This window comes from Streptomyces sp. ALI-76-A (genome assembly GCF_030287445.1).
Taxonomy (GTDB): domain Bacteria; phylum Actinomycetota; class Actinomycetes; order Streptomycetales; family Streptomycetaceae; genus Streptomyces.
On sequence record NZ_JASVWB010000002.1, the window covers coordinates 1 to 15,932 of the forward strand.

General features: G+C 67.7%; 12 protein-coding genes and 3 pseudogenes. 4 read left to right on the forward strand and 11 right to left on the reverse strand.

From position 1 onward, the window contains the following. The first annotated feature begins 77 nt into the window (after window positions 1–77). Window positions 78–2,588 (forward strand): DEAD/DEAH box helicase, encoded by a 2,511-nt coding sequence (locus QQS16_RS00545; RefSeq protein WP_286059488.1) that lies wholly within the window; start codon window positions 78–80, stop codon window positions 2,586–2,588. Window positions 2,589–2,622: 34 nt separating this feature from the next. Here the strand turns inward: QQS16_RS00545 and QQS16_RS00550 are convergent, their stop codons facing one another. From QQS16_RS00550 to QQS16_RS00585, 8 genes and pseudogenes are all read right to left on the reverse strand, one after another. After that, window positions 2,623–3,186 carry a hypothetical protein gene (locus tag QQS16_RS00550; protein WP_286059489.1) on the reverse strand — a complete coding sequence of 188 codons (564 nt, stop codon included), beginning with the start codon at window positions 3,184–3,186 and terminating at the stop codon, window positions 2,623–2,625. Next, on the reverse strand, window positions 3,183–3,653 hold the full coding sequence (locus QQS16_RS00555) for a hypothetical protein (RefSeq protein WP_286059490.1): 471 nt from the start codon (window positions 3,651–3,653) through the stop codon (window positions 3,183–3,185). The genes QQS16_RS00550 and QQS16_RS00555 overlap by 4 nt, the downstream gene beginning before the upstream one ends. A gap of 33 nt (window positions 3,654–3,686) precedes the next feature. Continuing rightward, window positions 3,687–5,084 (reverse strand): tyrosine-type recombinase/integrase, encoded by a 1,398-nt coding sequence (locus QQS16_RS00560; protein ID WP_286059491.1) that lies wholly within the window; start codon window positions 5,082–5,084, stop codon window positions 3,687–3,689. A 605-nt stretch (window positions 5,085–5,689) separates the two neighbouring features. Beyond that, window positions 5,690–6,604 carry a tyrosine-type recombinase/integrase gene (locus tag QQS16_RS00565; RefSeq protein ID WP_286059492.1) on the reverse strand — a complete coding sequence of 305 codons (915 nt, stop codon included), beginning with the start codon at window positions 6,602–6,604 and terminating at the stop codon, window positions 5,690–5,692. Between the two features lie 76 nt (window positions 6,605–6,680). Next, window positions 6,681–7,436 (reverse strand): annotated as a pseudogene (locus tag QQS16_RS00570) (IS256 family transposase); the annotation flags it as partial. Between the two features lie 18 nt (window positions 7,437–7,454). Further along, window positions 7,455–8,612: pseudogene (locus tag QQS16_RS00575) on the reverse strand (IS30 family transposase). A gap of 61 nt (window positions 8,613–8,673) precedes the next feature. After that, a pseudogene (locus QQS16_RS00580) lies at window positions 8,674–9,192 on the reverse strand (transposase); the annotation flags it as partial. 53 nt (window positions 9,193–9,245) lie between these two features. After that, complete coding sequence (locus QQS16_RS00585; protein ID WP_353479716.1) at window positions 9,246–10,067, reverse strand: ISL3 family transposase; 822 nt, start codon at window positions 10,065–10,067, stop codon at window positions 9,246–9,248. 91 nt (window positions 10,068–10,158) lie between these two features. On the opposite strand from QQS16_RS00585, the gene QQS16_RS43775 reads away from it, so the two are divergent. Continuing rightward, a protein-coding gene (locus QQS16_RS43775; protein WP_502963740.1) for an IS630 family transposase occupies window positions 10,159–11,231 on the forward strand; the annotation gives its coding sequence in 2 pieces (ribosomal slippage) (window positions 10,159–10,605 and window positions 10,608–11,231; 1,071 coding nt in all). A 42-nt stretch (window positions 11,232–11,273) separates the two neighbouring features. After that, window positions 11,274–11,519 carry a hypothetical protein gene (locus tag QQS16_RS00600; RefSeq protein WP_286059497.1) on the forward strand — a complete coding sequence of 82 codons (246 nt, stop codon included), beginning with the start codon at window positions 11,274–11,276 and terminating at the stop codon, window positions 11,517–11,519. On the opposite strand, the gene QQS16_RS00605 is transcribed toward QQS16_RS00600, so the two are convergent. Beyond that, on the reverse strand, window positions 11,482–12,387 hold the full coding sequence (locus QQS16_RS00605) for an RNA polymerase sigma-70 factor (protein WP_286059499.1): 906 nt from the start codon (window positions 12,385–12,387) through the stop codon (window positions 11,482–11,484). The two genes, QQS16_RS00600 and QQS16_RS00605, sit on opposite strands and share 38 nt — an antisense overlap. Continuing rightward, window positions 12,384–13,595 carry an NAD(P)/FAD-dependent oxidoreductase gene (locus QQS16_RS00610; RefSeq protein ID WP_286059501.1) on the reverse strand — a complete coding sequence of 404 codons (1,212 nt, stop codon included), beginning with the start codon at window positions 13,593–13,595 and terminating at the stop codon, window positions 12,384–12,386. Before QQS16_RS00610 ends, QQS16_RS00605 begins: the two co-directional genes overlap by 4 nt. Before the next feature lie 345 nt (window positions 13,596–13,940). Between QQS16_RS00610 and QQS16_RS00615 the strand changes: the two genes are divergently transcribed. Then, window positions 13,941–15,437, forward strand: a complete 1,497-nt coding sequence (locus tag QQS16_RS00615; RefSeq protein WP_286059503.1) for an ISL3 family transposase — start codon at window positions 13,941–13,943, stop codon at window positions 15,435–15,437. A 29-nt stretch (window positions 15,438–15,466) separates the two neighbouring features. Here QQS16_RS00615 and QQS16_RS00620 read toward each other — a convergent pair whose 3' ends face one another. Beyond that, window positions 15,467–15,892, reverse strand: coding sequence for a hypothetical protein (locus QQS16_RS00620; RefSeq protein WP_286059504.1), 426 nt, complete (start codon window positions 15,890–15,892; stop codon window positions 15,467–15,469). Between the last annotated feature and the right edge of the window lie 40 nt (window positions 15,893–15,932).

Genomic DNA, 15,932 nt, shown 5'->3' on the forward strand with positions numbered 1-15,932 from the left:
ATGGCGGCTTCATGCTCGTTGCTCGCCTGTGGCAGATGGAATTTTTCGTCCGGCCTTGCAGAAAAGGGTAGATCGGAATGGCTGTGAAGGAACTCCGTCCTCACCAGCGAGAAGCCGTGGAAGCGGTTCTCCGGGCACTCGAATTGCCTGCAAGATCCACTGTGCCGGAGCGGGGGCTGCGGACTCAGGTGATCATGGCGACCGGAACCGGGAAGACCCTCGTCGCCACCCGCAGCGCGGAGGAGCTCCGTGCGGGCCGGGTGCTGGTCCTCGTTCCTTCGCTGGACCTGCTCGCCCAGACCGAGGCCGCGTGGCGCGAGGGAGGCCGTACAGGCCCGATGATCGGCGTCTCGTCCCTGCGCGGTCAGGAGGTGTCCTTCCCCAACACCACAGACGCGGACGAGCTGGTGGAGTGGACTCGCCACCTGGACAAGGTCACCGTGTTCGCCACGTACGCCTCGCTCGGGCTCGGCACGCTGGAACGCGCGCACGCCGCCGGCCTTCCGGGGTGGTCGCTGATCGTCGTGGACGAGGCGCACAGGGTTTCGGGCAGGATCGGCCGGCCGTGGGCGGTCGTCCACGACAACACGCGCATCCCCGCCCTGCGCCGCCTCTACATGACCGCCACTCCCCGGCTGTGGCAGCTGGATGAGGACTCCGAGCAGGGCGCGCCGGGTGAACTGGTGGCGTCGATGGATGACGACCCCAGCTCACCGTTCGGCAGCAGGGCGTTCACGTTGACGCTCTCGGCGGCCATCGACAGGGGAATCTGTGCTCCCTACCAGGTGGTGTGCCTGGACATCACCGACACCCAGCTCCAAGCCGCACAACTCCTGGGCGAGGACGCCCGCTCCGAGCAGGTACGCGGGGCGCGGCTCGCCGCCCTCCAGACCGCCCTGGTGAAAGCCTCTGCGGAAGAGGGCTTCCGGCGCACCCTCGTCTTCCACCACATGGTGAAGGAGGCCGAAGCGTTCGCGGCCGGCCTCCCCCACGTCGCCAAGCGACTGCACGACGCCGACCCGGAGCTGTACCCGCGGATGGTCTGGGCCAACTGGCTGTGCGGCGACCACAAGCCCCTCCACCGGCGCCGCGTCCTCGACGAGTTCTCCAAGGGAATCGCTGCTGACGGCACCGTCGTGGAGAAGACGTTTCTTGGGTCCGTTCGCGTGCTCGGCGAAGGCATCGATACATCCCACTGTGACTCGGTGTACTTCGCCGACGTACGCGGCTCCATGCCCGACCTCGTACAAGCCGTCGGCCGGGCGCTGCGGATGCAGCCCGGCGAGGGCAAAACGGCGTCGCTGGTCGTACCGGTCCTGCTCGGGCCCGGAGAGACAGCCGACAACATGCTCACCAGCCGGGCGTACGGCGGCCTTGCGAAGCTGCTTGAAGCGCTCAGAGCGCACGACACCCGCATCGTCGAACAACTCGCCGAGCAACAGGCACAAAGCCGCGTCAGAGGCGTTCAAAGCCGCAGCGGAGAGGAAGGCGAGGGAACCGAGAGCGACCGAAGCGACCGACTGTCAGTGCCGGCCCGGGAGCTGCTGAAGTTCTCCACACCGCGCGACCCCGCACAGCTGGCAGCCTTCATCAACCTCCGCGTCCTCAACCCCGAACACCAGCACTGGCGACGCGGCATCGAAGCCGCCACCCTCTACCAACGGCTCCACGGCGACCTCAAAGTGCCCTTCACCTACCGCGTCCCCGGCAGCGGGAGCGAGGAGGCTAAAGCCGAAGGGTGGCCGGCCTCCCTCGCCGCCTTCCCGCTGGGGCAATGGATCGCCGACGCCCGACGCTTCTACACCCGCGGCGACATGGACGAAGACCGCATCAAGCAGCTGGAGAAGCTGGGCATGGTCTGGTCGCACTTCGACGTCGCGTGGGAGGAAGGACTCGCCGCCGCCCGCGGGTGGGCCTCCGAAGCAGGCCACCTCCTGGCGCCGCTGGACGCCACCTACCAGGGATACCGGGTGGGCATCTGGTTGAAGAACGCGCGGGCTGCCGCCCGAAAGGCTGCCGAGATCGAGCAGCGACGTGCCGAGGGGCTTGTGGTGGAGTCGGCAGCCGGGGCGCTGTCGGAGGAGCGGCGCGAGCAGCTGGAGGAGATCGACCCGTCGTGGTGCCCGGTCTGGCCCGTGGAGTGGCAGCGTGCCTTCCATTCGGTCCGGCTGCGCCTGGAGGCCGGCGGTGAGCTCCCAATGGAGCCGGGCGTGGTCGTGCACCAAGGCGAGGATCTGGGGCGGTGGGTGCGCTCGGTCCGGCTGGGCTGGGACAAGCTGACGACCGTGCAGCAATGGATGTGCGAGCACATCCTCGGCATCCAGCCCGCGGCCGAGGACGAGAAGCCAAAGCCGCGCCGCACCCAGGCCGACAAATGGGCCATGAACTACCAAGCCGCCAAGCAGTTCTACGAACGCGAAGGACACCTCCAGGTCCCGAGAAAGCACATCGAACGGATCGTCGGCGAGGACCAGGAGGAACGGGAGCACCGGCTCGGTGCATGGATCGGCAACCAGCGCAGCAGGGCCGCCACGCTCACCCCGGAGCGGATGGAACAGCTCTCCACAATCGGCATGCGCTGGGCATGATTCCGTCCTGGTTCAGCGGTGGTGCCGTGATCGCTCACCGAAGGTTTTCGTCACGGATCATCCTGCGGAGGCTGGTGCGGGCGGCGGTCAGGTCGTCTTCGAGGGCGGTGATGCGGGCGCGGCATGTGACGTTCTCTGCGGAGGCCTCCTGGAGCTGGCGGGTGAGGTCCTGATTCCGGGCGGTCAGTTCGTCTGCTCTGGTCGCTGCGTCAGCGGCGTGGATGGCATCGAGCTGATAGCCGAGTTGGTGACGCAGGGCTGCTTGGAGCCGGTCGCGCTCGTCGCGAAGGCCCTTGATTTCTTGCCGGGCGATTTCGAGTTCGGTGCGCAGGCTGAGCGCGGAGGGCGGGCTTGCCGTGGCAGCAGATGGTGGGGTGCTGTGGGCTTGGCGTAGTTGGGCTGCCTCGATGTGCTCGCGTACGCCGGAGGCGTAGGTGAGCCAGGTGGAGACTCGGGCGGCGCGGGCGACTGCGGCGAAGGTGAGCGGCTTTCCCTGTTTCTCGAGTGTGGCGAGGACGGTGAGGACACGGGCTCGCTTGTCGAGGCTGTGACGGCGTCTGGCTTCGGCGAGGGGGGCGGGGTTGCCGCGGGGGTTCATCGCGGGTCTTTCGGCCGGGCGGTGGTGAGGGGCAGGAGCGTGTGGTTGTCGCCTGCGCGTGCTTTTCGCAGCACAGTGCTGGCTTCTTCGATCTGTGCGCGTTCGGAAGCGGGGAGGGATCCCAGGTGTTTGTGCATGCGGTCGATGACTCGCTGGTAGGCGGTGATCTGTGCGGTCAGGGCGGTGGTGATGAACTCGGCTGCGCCAATGGTGAGTGCGGTTTCGCGGTCTGCTCGTAGTTCGTTGATGTGCTGTTCGATGGCGGGCAGGTAGGAGGGGTCGGGGCGGTAGAAGCCGCAGCCGGCGCACTGGAAGCGGATGGGGCAGGCCTGGCCTCCGGCTTTGACGTTTGACGGCTCGGTGCAGCCGCCGTAGGGAACGGCGACGGAGCGCATCTCGTAGGCAGTGCTCGAGCTGGGGCTGGGATGGCCGTGTTGGTCGAGGACATGTGCGCTGAGTTTGGCCACGGCTTCGCTTTTCCGCTTGAGGGAGACGGTGTACTAGCGCTGCGTCATGGCGATGGATTTGTGGTCCATCAGCTCGCGCAGCACATCGACGGGGGTGCCGGCGTCTGCGTGGCGCTGTGCGTAGGAGTGGCGGAAGGCGTATGGGTAGATCAGAGACCGGTCGAAGAGCAGGCGTTGTCCTCTTGAGTCGGTGCCCTCGGCGTGAAGCGGGGGCAGGGCGTCTGCCCAGAGCCTGAGGGCGTCGCTGAGGTAGTTGCTGGAGATGTGGGGGGCGTCGCTCAGGGGGGTGAGGGATGGAAAGAGGTATCGGTCTCCTTTGGCGGGGAGGTGCAGCTGGTCACGGCAGGCCTGCCAGGTTCGGATGGCGTCGGCAGTGGAGGTTGTGATCGGCAGACGCCGGCGGTGGCGTTTCCTCTTGTGGTTGTCCCAGATCAGGGTGGGCTGGCCATTGTGGGTTTCCAGGCAGTCACGGGCCAGGGAGACGATCTCGAGCGGGCGGCGCCCGGTGTCGCGCAGGACGGTGTACATCGTGCGGTACAGCAGCTGCCGGGCGTCTGGGGCGATGTCGCGGCAGCCGTAGGTGTTTCCGGTGCCCAGGGTGTCGAGGTGGGCGTCCAGTTGCCGGATGACGGACTCGGGGATGGCCTTGCCGATGAAGTCCTCATTGGGTTCTTCCACGGAGATGACGTGCTCGACGGGCACGCGGGTGAAGGTGCCGGCCAGGTCATCGAGGGTGCCGCAGCGACGGCCGTAGGCGATGAGCTGGAAGAACATCCCCAGCAGGCTGCGTCGGAAGGAGGAGGAGTAGGGGGTGCCGTCTCGTTTGCGTGCGGCACGGAAAGCGTCGACGGCCAAGGTGGCATCGGCGAACGTGAGGGCGGCGGGATCGTCGCCGGCGTCGGCACGCTGGGCGAGAGCCGTGGAGGCGATGGTCGTCGCGTGGAACGTGCGCTTGAAGTCTTCCGTGGTGGGTCGGGCGGTGGTCACCCAATGACGCAGCGCCTGGCGCAGCCAGGACTGGCGGACGGTGCGGAGATCGACGCGGCCGGGCAGATGCCGGCGCTTGCCGGAGGCGCTGTGGCGCAGCCCGAGGACACGCAGATCGATAACGTCCTGGTCGATGAGGGTGATCCCGGAGAACTCGCTGTATCCGGCGCGGGCGGCGGACTGCAGGTTCTCCAATGTGCGGATGGCAGACTGATGCGGCTTGGTGAGCCGGGCCGCGTTGGTGGCGTCCAGAAGGGTGTCGGCCGTGGTGAGGTGACTGATCACGCCGCGGATCCAGTGAGGCTCCAGGGCACGCACCCACTGGTCCATCTGCTGCACGGCGTACAGCGCTTCCCAGCGCAGCAGCTGGGGCAATGGGGCGAGGTGGAACTGGTGCGCCAGCAGATACAGCGGCTGCCCGGGCGCCCACTGGGCGACAGACATGGGAGCGGTACTGGAACGGCAGTCTGCCCTCCAGGCACGCCAGTGATAGTTGCACAGCCCGCAGGAATTCATGGATGTGCCGGCACAGTCGGTGACCATGCAGACGGGCACGTCAGTGAAGGGAATAGCGCGCTCACGGAGCCAGCGTTCGAACGTACCCCTTGCCTTGTGGTACTTGCGGGAGCTGCTGTGGGCAGCGCACAGGCCTCCCGACACCTGGGGCCGTACACACCGCGCGCCGTCACGGGTGAGCGTGCACGGGCCTACGACCGCCAGAGGCAGGGATTTGGAGCGCGCGGGAGTGAAGGTAGCGGCGAACTCTTCCCGCGGCAGGCCGCTCTTTCTGCGCTGGTCCGAGCAATAGGTACAGAACGTCTCCTGAGCACGCACGATCACGTCGCAGCGGCGGGTGCGGCACCGGGAGGACGAGGTGCGCGGGTTGTCAAGGTCTCCGGTGAACAGCCATCTGACGCTGTCCCACTCCCCCGGCCGCCACGCGGGATCGATGTGGGCACGCAACCACCTCTCCCACGACTTCTTCGTGGCCCTCGTCGGTGCGGGACGTGCGACGGCAGGCGCACCAGCCGTGCTCACTGGTCCTCCCGTCATGCCTGGGCCCGGTCGACAGCCGCCCGGGTCTCGGACTCATCGACGTGGCGGTAGCGGTCCATGGACAGCGGCGAGGCGTGACCCAGCAGCTTTTGCACCACGTCCCGGTCCACTCCCTCACGCAGCCAGTGGGTGGCCGCGGAGTGGCGCAGCATGTGCGGCCGCGCCGGATGCCCGGCGCGGCGGGCCAGACGGTCGAAGACGTTCTTGGCGTTCGGGTAGGTCATGGCACGGCCCAGCGGCGGGCGGAAGAGGTTCACGAACACCATGCCTGTCTCGGCCGCCGCGGCCACCGGGTTCCGTTCGTGCTGGTAGTCGGTGTAGAAGGCGACGTTGTCGGGGGTGACGGGAAGGCAGCGGGGGTGTCGGGACTTGGCCAGGGCCCCATTCGGGTTGTCGGTGCGGCGCCGCACATGAAGATGCGGGCCCTCCACCGGGCAGCCAAGGGAACGTGACGAGGCCAGGAAGTGCAGATCTTCCTGGCGCAGGCCCAGGGCCTCCCCGATCCGCAGGCCGGTCGCGGCGAGCAGCGCGATGAGGAAACGGTCACGCGCTCTGGGCGTATCCGCGATCATGCGGCGGATCTGCTGCGGGGACAGGTCCTCGTAGCCGGGTTCGCTGACCTGGAAACGAAAGGCCGATACCTGAACCTGACGCCACTGGCCACGCTCGCCGGCGTCGTAACCGGCCGGCAAGAACCGCAGGAACTTCGGCTCCGGCAGCAAGCCGGCCGTCTGCGCGGGGACCCAGCCGTGCAGTGCGCCGAAGCGCAAGAAGTCCGCAACCGCCGTCATCACCGCGTTCGCCGTGCCCTGCGAACGGTAGCGGGGCGCAGCCCTGGTCGGAGAGCGGCGGCCGCGGGCCGGCAGCGGCGAGGTCACCAGCCACTGCTGCAACCCGGACAGAGTCATGAAACCCGGACACGACCACTCGATACGGCGCTGGGCGGGTCTGTCAAACGAGCGGTGTAACTGGGGTTGTTGAGGGTTATTGACGGGCTGCGGAGAGGCGGCCGTCGAAGGTGATGTCGAAGGCGTTCAGTGCGGTCTTCCAGCGCATGGTCCAGCGAGCCTGGCCCTTTCCGGTGGGATCGAGCGACATGATCGCCATGTAGACGCACTTCAACGCGGCCTGCTCGTTGGGGAAGTGACCGCGGGCTTTGACCGCCCGACGGATCCTGGCGTTGACGGACTCGATGGCGTTGGTCGTGCAGACGATCCGGCGGATCTCGGTGTCGAAGCGGAGGAACGGGGTGAACTCTTCCCACGCGTTCTCCCAGAGCCGCACGATCGCCGGATACTTCCGGCCCCAGGCGCCGGCGAACTCCGCGAACCGCTCCAGGGCGGCCTCCTCGGTCGGCGCTGTGTAGACGGGCTTGAGGAGCTTGGCGATCTTGTCCCAGTCCTGGCGGGCGGCATAGCGGAAGGAGTTCCGCAGCAGGTGCACCACGCAGGTCTGCACGATCGTCTTTGACCAGACCGTCTCGACCGCCTCGGGCAGGCCCTTGAGCCCGTCGCAGACCAGCATCAGCACGTCGTTCACGCCGCGGTTCTTGATCTCGGTGAGGATGTGCATCCAGTGCTTGGCGCCCTCACCGCCGTCGCCGGCCCACAGCCCGAGGATCTCCCGCCGGCCCTCAACGGTGACGGCCAGGGCCACGTAGATGGGACGGTTGGCGACGGCGCCGTCGCGGATCTTCACGTGGATCGCGTCGATGAAGACCACCGGATAGACGGGGCGGTTTCCATCAGTAATTGCGAATCAGCTGGTCAGTGGCCCTATGAGCCATCCTCTCATGGCCTCAATGGGGGTCTTGTCACCGAGCACGAGACGCGGTCGGTTGTTCAGTTGCCGAGCTACTTCGCGGAGGTCGCGGGCGGTGTGAACGGACAGGTCACTGCCCTTGGGGAAGTACTGCCGCAGCAGTCCGTTGGTGTTCTCGTTCGTCCCGCGTTGCCAGGGCGAGTGCGGGTCGCAGAAGTAGATCCGGAAGCCGGTGAGCGCCTCGATTTGCTCGTGGAGAGTCAGCTCGCGGCCTTGATCCCAGGTGAGTGTCTTCCGCAGCTCGGGCGGTATGCCGGCGGTCTGGGTGATGAGTGCGTTGCGGACTTGGGGAGCCTTCCAGCCGTGGGGTAGGTGGATGAGCTGGACGTAGCGGGTCGTCCGTTCCACGAGGGTGCCGATCGCCGAGCCCTGGCCGCGTCCGATGATGAGATCCCCTTCCCAATGGCCAGGAGTCATACGGTTGTTGACTTCAGCGGGCCGTTGATGGATCAGTGTCATGTTCTTGATCTTGTTGGCGGTGGGGACGCCTCTGCGCTGTGGTTTGCGGCGGACGCGGCCGGTGCGAAGCTTGCCGGGCCTGCTGCCCAACTGGCCGGCGAAGAGGGCGCGGTAGATCGTCTCCGGGCAGGCCCGCATTGACCGATCCCTCGGGTAGGTGCGGGTGAGGAAGCGTGCGATCTGCTGTGGTGACCACTTCTCGGTCAGCTTCTCGCGGACGACCGTCCGAAGCGGCTCGCTCGCCTGGATCTTCTCCGTCTTGGGGCGCTGGCGCCGAAGCAGAGCCTGGTTGTGGGCCCACCAGGGCTGGTAGCGGCCATCGGGCTTGCCGCCTCGCGTGATCTCCCGGTAGACGGTCTGGAAGCTCTTGCCGATCGAGGCCGCGATCTCCTTGACCGGTAGCCGCGCCTGGAGGCCGTCGGCGATGGCGATGCGGTCATCCTGCGTCAGGAAGCGCGGGGATATCGGGCCAGGGTCCGGAACGATCACGCTGCCAGCATCGATGAACCACAGCGACCCGCAGCTGGTGGACACCCCGACCACGCGGGCTGCTGCTGCCCCTTAGCCCTCGCGCAGCAGCTCGAAGTACCGCTTCTTCATCGCACTCGGCAGCTTGTTGGGGGCAAACCTTGGCATGCGTACGTCCTTCTACTCAGAGCGTTCGCAACCACCAATGGAACTCAAGCGGCGTCGAGCGGCGGTTCTGCCACTCGGCCATGCCGTCCAGGACCTTGTCGGTGATCGTGGAGATCGTCTGGCGGGATACGTCGGCTCCATAGACTTCCGCCAGGTGAGCCTGGACCTCACCGGTCGTCAGGCCCTTCGCAGCGAGCGAGATGACCATCTCGTCAACGCCGGTCAGGCGTTTCTGCCGCTTCTTGACGATCCTCGGCTCGAAGCTGCCTTCCCGGTCGCGGGGAACGGCTATCTCGACCGGGCCGACGTCGGTGAGCACGGTCTTGGCACGGGTGCCGTTGCGTGAGTTGCCGCCGTTCTTCCCGGCCGGATCATGCTTGCCATAGCCGAGATGGTCGGTGATCTCGCCCTCGAGAGCGGACTCCAGAAGCCGCTTGGTCAGCTGCTGGAGCAGCCCGCCCTCGCCGGTCAGCTGAAGGCCCTCGGCCTGAGCCCGGCCCACCAGCTCGTCGATCAGCTGGTCGTCCACAGACTTCGCTGGCGCCGCTTCAGACGGCTCGACGGACTCGGCCTCAGGCATGTTGTTGCTGGTCATCGATGCATCTTCCATGATCGGGAGTTACACCGAACGATTTACAGTCCCCGGGCGGCCGGAGTGTCCGCCGACTCGGGTTGCGTCGCCGCGACGTTCGCGAGCTCGGGCTCGGTTGCCTCGGGGGCAGGAAGAGCGTGGGGCAGGCAGCCGCGGTGAGTGGCGGCGATTTCCTGAACGCGCCGGGACAGGCCCTGCCACAGATGGAAGCGGTCACTGACCTGGACGGCTTCTGGGGCGCCGTCGGCGATGCCCTGCCGATAGGTGAGCGAGCCGTCGCGGCAGGCGATCTCCACACCGGGATGTCCGCGCAGCCATCGGCTGAGCTGTTCGGCGTCTCTGCCTTCCCAGAGTGTCAGCGGGAGTCTGCTGTCGGCGTCGACCAGGAGGGTGCCGTAGGTATTGGCGTACAGTGCGAAGTCGTCCACACCGAGCACCCGGGGTGTGACCAGCGGCGGCAGCGGCACCCGCATCAGCTGCGCGAGCACGGTGCACCGCGACAGGCTGATGTTGAGTATGCGCAGCATCCTCGCCCCACCCCGGCCGGACAGCACCACGCCGACCGCCTCGACCAAGTGCTGCAGCAGCGGGGTGCGCCGCTGATAGCGCACGGTCAGTCCCGGCACCTGCTCGGCGAAGGTCATCTTCGGACAGGCCGAGTTCTCGCAGTACAGACGGCGCACGCTCAAGTCGATGCGGACCGGCCTGCCTTCAAGCGCGGCATCGGCGAGGTGCCGTACGTAGCGGCTGTGCATCCACTCGCTCAGCGTGCCGCATCCCGTACACCCTGCCGGAGCACCGGATCTGGTACGAGCCTGGATCACAACGGCAGGACCAGAAGCATCGACCGAGACCACCAGCACAGCCGCCAACTGCGGTAACAGCTTGGTTACTGAGGTTTTCGGGTTGTCGTCGGGTGGTGACGGTTCATGATCCCTGCGGTATGCCGGTGGTATGCGTTATCCGGAGGGTGGGGGCCTGACCGCTGAGCGTCGGGCCTTTCGGGAGAAGATCCGGCTCCGGGCCGGTGAGAGGTTCACGGCGGGCGAGAAGACTGCGGTGATCGCCAGGGATTTGCGGGTGAGTGTGCGGTCGGTGGAACGCTGGCGCCGTGCCTGGCGCGAGGGTGGCATGGAGGCCCTGCGTTCTGCGGGCCCGGCCAACTCCCCGACCGTCACCGATGCCCAGTTCGCCGTGCTCGAGGAGGAACTCGGCAAGGGTCCGTCAGCGCACGGCTTCGGCGATGAGCGGTGGACGTTGGCCCGGGTCCAGACGGTGATCCGCCGGCGTCTGAGGCTGAGCCTGTCGGTGGCGACGGTGTGGCGGCTGTTGAAACGGCACGGCTGGTCATGGCAGGCGCCCGCCCGCAGAGCACTCGAACGCGACGAGCACGCCGTCGAACTGTGGAAGAAGGAGGTGTGGCCGAGGGTAAAAGCCTCGCGGCGGCCCACGGGGCCTGGATCGTCTTCGAGGACGAGTCCGGATTCTCCATGACGCCGCCTCGCGCCCGCACCTGGGGCCGGCGCGGACACACCCCCGTCATCCGAGTGAGAGGCCGCTCCCGCCGCAGGACCTCGGTCGCCGCCCTGTGCTGCTACAAACCGGGCGTGGAAAGCCGTCTCATCCACCGGCCCCGCAACCACCTCCTCCTCAAAGGCGCACGCAAGAGCTTCTCCTGGCAGGACTACCGCGACCTGCTCGTCCGTGCACACATCCAGCTCAGCGGCCCGATCGTAGTGGTCTGGGACAATCTCAACACCCACCTGGCGGCCGGGCTGAAACGGTACGAGGCCGAGCACGACTGGCTCACCACCGTCCGCCTCCCGCCGTATGCACCCGACCTGAACCCCGTCGAGACCCTCTGGTCACTGGTACGCCGGGCCATGGCCAACACCGCCTTCGACACACCCGACGGCCTCGACCGCACACTCCGCCGGGAGTTACGAAGGATCCAACTCCGGCCACACCTGATCGACGGTTGCCTCACCGCCACCGGCCTGACCCTCGCACCACCGACCCCACCCTGAAAACCTCAGTATCTGGTCGCGGGCGGGATCTCGTGGCGGGCGATGCCCGCGGACTTCCCCGACTGGGGCCGGGTCTACGCCTTCTTCCGCCGCCGGCGCGAGCACGGGCTGATCACCGAGTTCCACGACCGGCTGCGCGGGAAGGTCCGGGAGCGCGAGGGCCGTGAGGCCGAGCCCACTGCGGGGATCATCGACGCGCAGTCGGTACGGGCCGCCGCGACGGCGACGGCCGGGAATCCCCGCCCAACGCTCACCGCGTCGCGACGTCGTGAGCGGTGCCGTCCGTGATGGCCTGCAGCTTGTCGGGGTTGGCGACGTTGTGGATGGCGGTGATACGACCGTCGGCGTCGAAGTCGAAGGTGACGGTGGCGATCACCCGGTCCGGGGCGCTGAACACCATGCCCGGACCGCCGTTGATCTCGACGAGCTCGGCGCGCATGTCGGCGGGCTGGACGCCCTGGTAGGTGACCGTGCCGATGGCCGCGAACCACGAGGCCACCGTCTGCGCTCCCACGACCGGCTTGAGCGCCTGACGGACCTTGCCGCCGCCGTCGGTCCACAGGGTGACGTCCGGGGACAACAGCTCCATCAGGGTGTTGATGTCACCACCGGTCGCTGCGGCGAAGAACCGCTCGGTGATCTCGCGCTGCCGAGAGCGGTCGGCGGCAAACCGGGGCCTCCTGGCCCGTACGTGCTCACGCGCACGGTGCGCGGCCTGTCGTACCGCCGCCTCGGACCGTTCCACCGCCTCCGCGATCTCGGCGTGGCTGAAGCCGAAGACCTCTTTGAGCACGAAGACCGCGCGTTCCAGCGGGCTCAGCGTCTCCAGCACCACCAGCATCGCCATCGACACCGACTCGGCGTCCATGACGGCGTCGGCGGTGTCGCTGCTGGTGAGGATGGGCTCGGGCAGCCACGGACCGACGTAGGTCTCGCGCTTGTGCCGGGTGGAACGCAGGCGTTCCAGCGCCAGGTTGGACACGATCCGCGTCAAATAGGCCTTGGGATCGGCGACGTGGGAACGGTCGGCGGACGACCACTTGATCCAGGCGTCCTGCACCGCGTCCTCCGCGTCGGCCGCGGAGCCGAGGACGCGGTAGGCCACGGAGAACAGCAGCCTGCGGTACTCGTGAAAGACCTGCTGGTCGGCGCTCACTGGGCACCCCCGGCGACGCGGGTGAAGCGACCGCCATGCGGCCACAACGCGCCCGAGGCGGGCATCTTCTTCATACGGCCGAAGGTCGGCCAGGGCGCGGCACTCACCGTCTCCTTATACCGGACCGCCATCCGGCCGGTCAGATGAATACGCCGCGGGCTGTCGTCGGGACGGGTGAACTGCACGACCGCATCGTGCCGGCCCAGGCTCACCGGCGTGTGGTAGTAGCCGAAGCGGAACGACTTGGGCCGCTTGCCCTTCAGCGTGCGCACGATCGACACCGCAGCGTGGACACCGGTCGGCATCCCTCCCTGGCAGGTGCCGTGCATGACGCCGTAACCCTGGCGGATCGCTGCGGCGTCACCGATGGCGTACACATCGGGGTGCGACACCGAACGCAGCGCGGTGTCGGTGACGATACGGCCACGCTCGTCGACGGCCAGTCCGGCGGCGGCTGCCAACGGCGACACCCGCGTACCGCTCGTCCACAGGACGACATCGGCGGCGATGCTCTCCCCACCCGCCAGTTCGACCGACCCCGGCAGCGCCTTCACCGCCTCGACGCCGCTGCGCACCCGGACCCCGAGGCGGTCGAGCGCCGACTGCAGGTACGTCCTGGCCTTCGGGTTCATGGCCGCACCGGGTTCGTCCCGACCCAGCAGTACGACATTCAGCTCCGGGTGCCGCTCGGCGATCTCCGCTGCCGACTCGATGCCGGTCAGCCCGCTGCCGGCCACCACCACCGTGCCGCTGTCGAGCCGCGCCAGCCGGTCGGCCAGCACCTCGGCTTCCTGAGGGCTGTTGAGGGTGTACGCGTGGTCGTCGACGCCCGGAACCGCACTCGTGTCGGCCACGCTGCCCAATCCGTACACCAGCGTGTCGTAGTGCAGCATCCGGTCGTCGTCGATCCGCACCGTCCGTGCGTCCGCATCCACCGCCGTCACCCAGCCACGCACGAACTGTGCGCCCGTCCCCTCCAGCAGCTTCGGAATGCTCAGTTCGGCGAGCTGCTGCCCGGTCGCCGTCATGTGCAGCCGCAGCCGCTCGGTGAACCGCTCCTGCGCGTTCACCAGAGTCACCTGCACATCCTGGCGCCGCTTGACCCGGGTCGCGAGCTGTATGGCTGCGGACATGCCCGCATAACCCGCGCCCAGGATCACAACGTGGTGGGTGGTGGCGGCCGTGCCGGTTTCGTGCTGTGCGCTCATCGCTTTGCCTTCCTCCGCGCGCTGTTGACGACCAGTGGATGGAAGCTACGAGCCAGTTCGTGACATGAGGTTAGTGTGATGCGTGCCACAGTTGGCTTGGTAGGGGGTGCGCTCCTGGTTGAGCCCGCAACCAACTGGTGCGAAGAGCGAGTGTGGGGAATTCTTCAAGGTTCTGGCCGCAGTTCCGTGAATGACCAGGTCAGAGGCGGCATGCAGGAACGTTCCTCTATGGGACATCCTGTGCATGGGGGTCGAATCGCTCGCTGATGTTCTGTTCTCCGGTTTCGATGTGCGGTTGACGCGCGTCACCGAGGTCGCCGAGGGGCTGGTCGTCGAGGCGGTCGCGTGCGGGCCGCCACCACGTTGTCCGGGTGTAACTCGCAGGCATCGAGAGTGCATTCGTCGTACGAGCGGGGCCTGGCCGGGCTGCCGATGAACGGGCGCAGCCTGACCGTGCGGTTACGGATCCGGCGGTTTTTCTGCGACCGCGGCCGGTGTCCGAGGCGGACGTTCGTCGAGCAGGTCGCCAAGCTCAGCGAGCGGTACCGCCGCTCCAGCCTCGGACTGAAGCAGTGGCAGCATGCGGTTGCGGTCGAGCTGGGTGGTCGCCCCGGTCAACGGCTCTGTCGGCGGCTGCGGTTGAGGGCGGGCCGGACGCGGCTGCTGGGCCTGCTCACGGAGCCGGCCGTGCCCGAGCAGGCGCCGCGCGTGCTCGGTGTCGACGATTTCGCCTTCCGCAAGGGGAAGCGGTACGGCACCTTGCTGGTCGACGTGGAATCCGGACGTGTGGTTGATGTCCTGCCCGACCGCGAGTCCGACACCTTCGCCGCCTGGCTCACCGCGCATCCCGGCGCCGAGATCATTTGCAGGGACCGTGCCACCGCTTACAGCAAAGCGATCAAGGAAGCCGCGCCGGACGCCCTGGAGGTCGCAGACCGCTGGCATCTGCTGCAGAACCTCGGCGCGGCCGTGGAGAAGACCTGTCATCAACACCGCTCCTGCCTGCGGAAACATGCCGAGGAGGAGACTGCGGTGCCCCTGGCAGCGGCCGTCACGATCACCGAGTTGCCGCCCGCCGAGCTGCCCCGAACCCAGATCATCGAGCGGACCCGGCAGCGTCACGCCGACGTCCACCGGCTCGTGGACGCCGGCTGGACCATCAGTGCCATCGCCCGCCGTCTCCACCTGGACCGCAAGACCGTGCGCCGCTTCCGCGACACGGGCCTCGACATCCTCCTGGCCTCTGCCCGCGACCGCCGCCCCACCGGCGTCCTCGCCCCGTTCAAGGCATACACCACCGCACGCTTCACCGACACCGGCGGCAGCGTCACCGCACCCCAGGTCCTCGCCGAGATCCGTACGCAGGGCTATCGCGGCAGCGTCCAGGCCATCCGCAAACACTTCGCATCCCTCCGCGACGGCACCGCCGAACCCGTACGCGCCGACATCCCCAGCCCCCGGAAGATCACCTCGTGGATCATGTGCCGCCGGGAAGACCTCAGCACGAAAGACGACGAACGACTCCTCCAAGTCCGGCTCGCCTGCCCGGACATCACCCGCGCCTGCGACCTCGCCCGCACCTTCCACGACCTGGTCACATACCGCCGCGGACACCTGCTGATGGACTGGATCCGCCAGGCCGAACAGGATGCTCCCGCACCCGTTCGCGGCTTCGGCGGCTTCCTCCGCCAGGACCTCGCTGCCGTCACCGCCGGCCTCACCCTGGAATGGAGCTCCGGCGTCGTCGAGGGCAACGTGAACAGAGTAAAAACGATCAAGAGGAGCATGTACAACCGGGCATCCTTCCGGCTCCTCCGGATCCGCATCCTCACCCGACCATGAGCTTCACGGAACTGCGGCCAGAACCTTCTTCAAGGAGTCTCAACAAGGAATCGACCGGACCGGCGCGCTGGAGCGTCGGCGGTGTGCGTATGCGGAGCGAAGCCGACGTCGAGGTCGCCCGCGACGCCTCCGCCCGGTGGCGGCACCCCGCACACAGGCCCCGCGCCCGCCTCCCCTGCCGGCACCGGGATCTCCCCGGCGTCCTCCGGAGACCGGGCCTCCACCTCGAAGAGCTTCAGCAACAGCGCGAACGCCAACCGGTTCGCCCCCGACTTGTTCCGCGGCCGCTCCTGGTCCTCCTCCAGCAGCGTCCAGACCTCGATCAGGTCCCGCGGCTCCCACCCCTGCCGCACCCCGCGCTGCCTCCAGTCGTCATGACCGGACCATCTAGCCCACAGAGCCTTTATTGACGGTGTTGGCAAGCAGGCTTTGCGCTCTCGGAACTGGTGGTTCATGGTTCGTCATGTCCGCAGCGGCACGTCCTGCAAGGCCCGG

Excerpts from the sequence above, each read along its gene's own strand:
- QQS16_RS00565 (WP_286059492.1), bottom strand. The coding sequence starts at position 6,604 with ATGACTCTGTCCGGGTTGCAGCAGTGGCTGGTGACCTCGCCGCTGCCG.
- QQS16_RS00560 (WP_286059491.1), bottom strand. The coding sequence starts at position 5,084 with ATGTCTGTCGCCCAGTGGGCGCCCGGGCAGCCGCTGTATCTGCTGGCG.
- QQS16_RS00620 (WP_286059504.1), bottom strand. The coding sequence starts at position 15,892 with ATGAACCACCAGTTCCGAGAGCGCAAAGCCTGCTTGCCAACACCGTCA.
- QQS16_RS00600 (WP_286059497.1), top strand. The coding sequence starts at position 11,274 with ATGCCCGCGGACTTCCCCGACTGGGGCCGGGTCTACGCCTTCTTCCGC.
- QQS16_RS00545 (WP_286059488.1), top strand. The coding sequence starts at position 78 with ATGGCTGTGAAGGAACTCCGTCCTCACCAGCGAGAAGCCGTGGAAGCG.
- QQS16_RS00550 (WP_286059489.1), bottom strand. The coding sequence starts at position 3,186 with ATGAACCCCCGCGGCAACCCCGCCCCCCTCGCCGAAGCCAGACGCCGT.
- QQS16_RS00610 (WP_286059501.1), bottom strand. The coding sequence starts at position 13,595 with ATGAGCGCACAGCACGAAACCGGCACGGCCGCCACCACCCACCACGTT.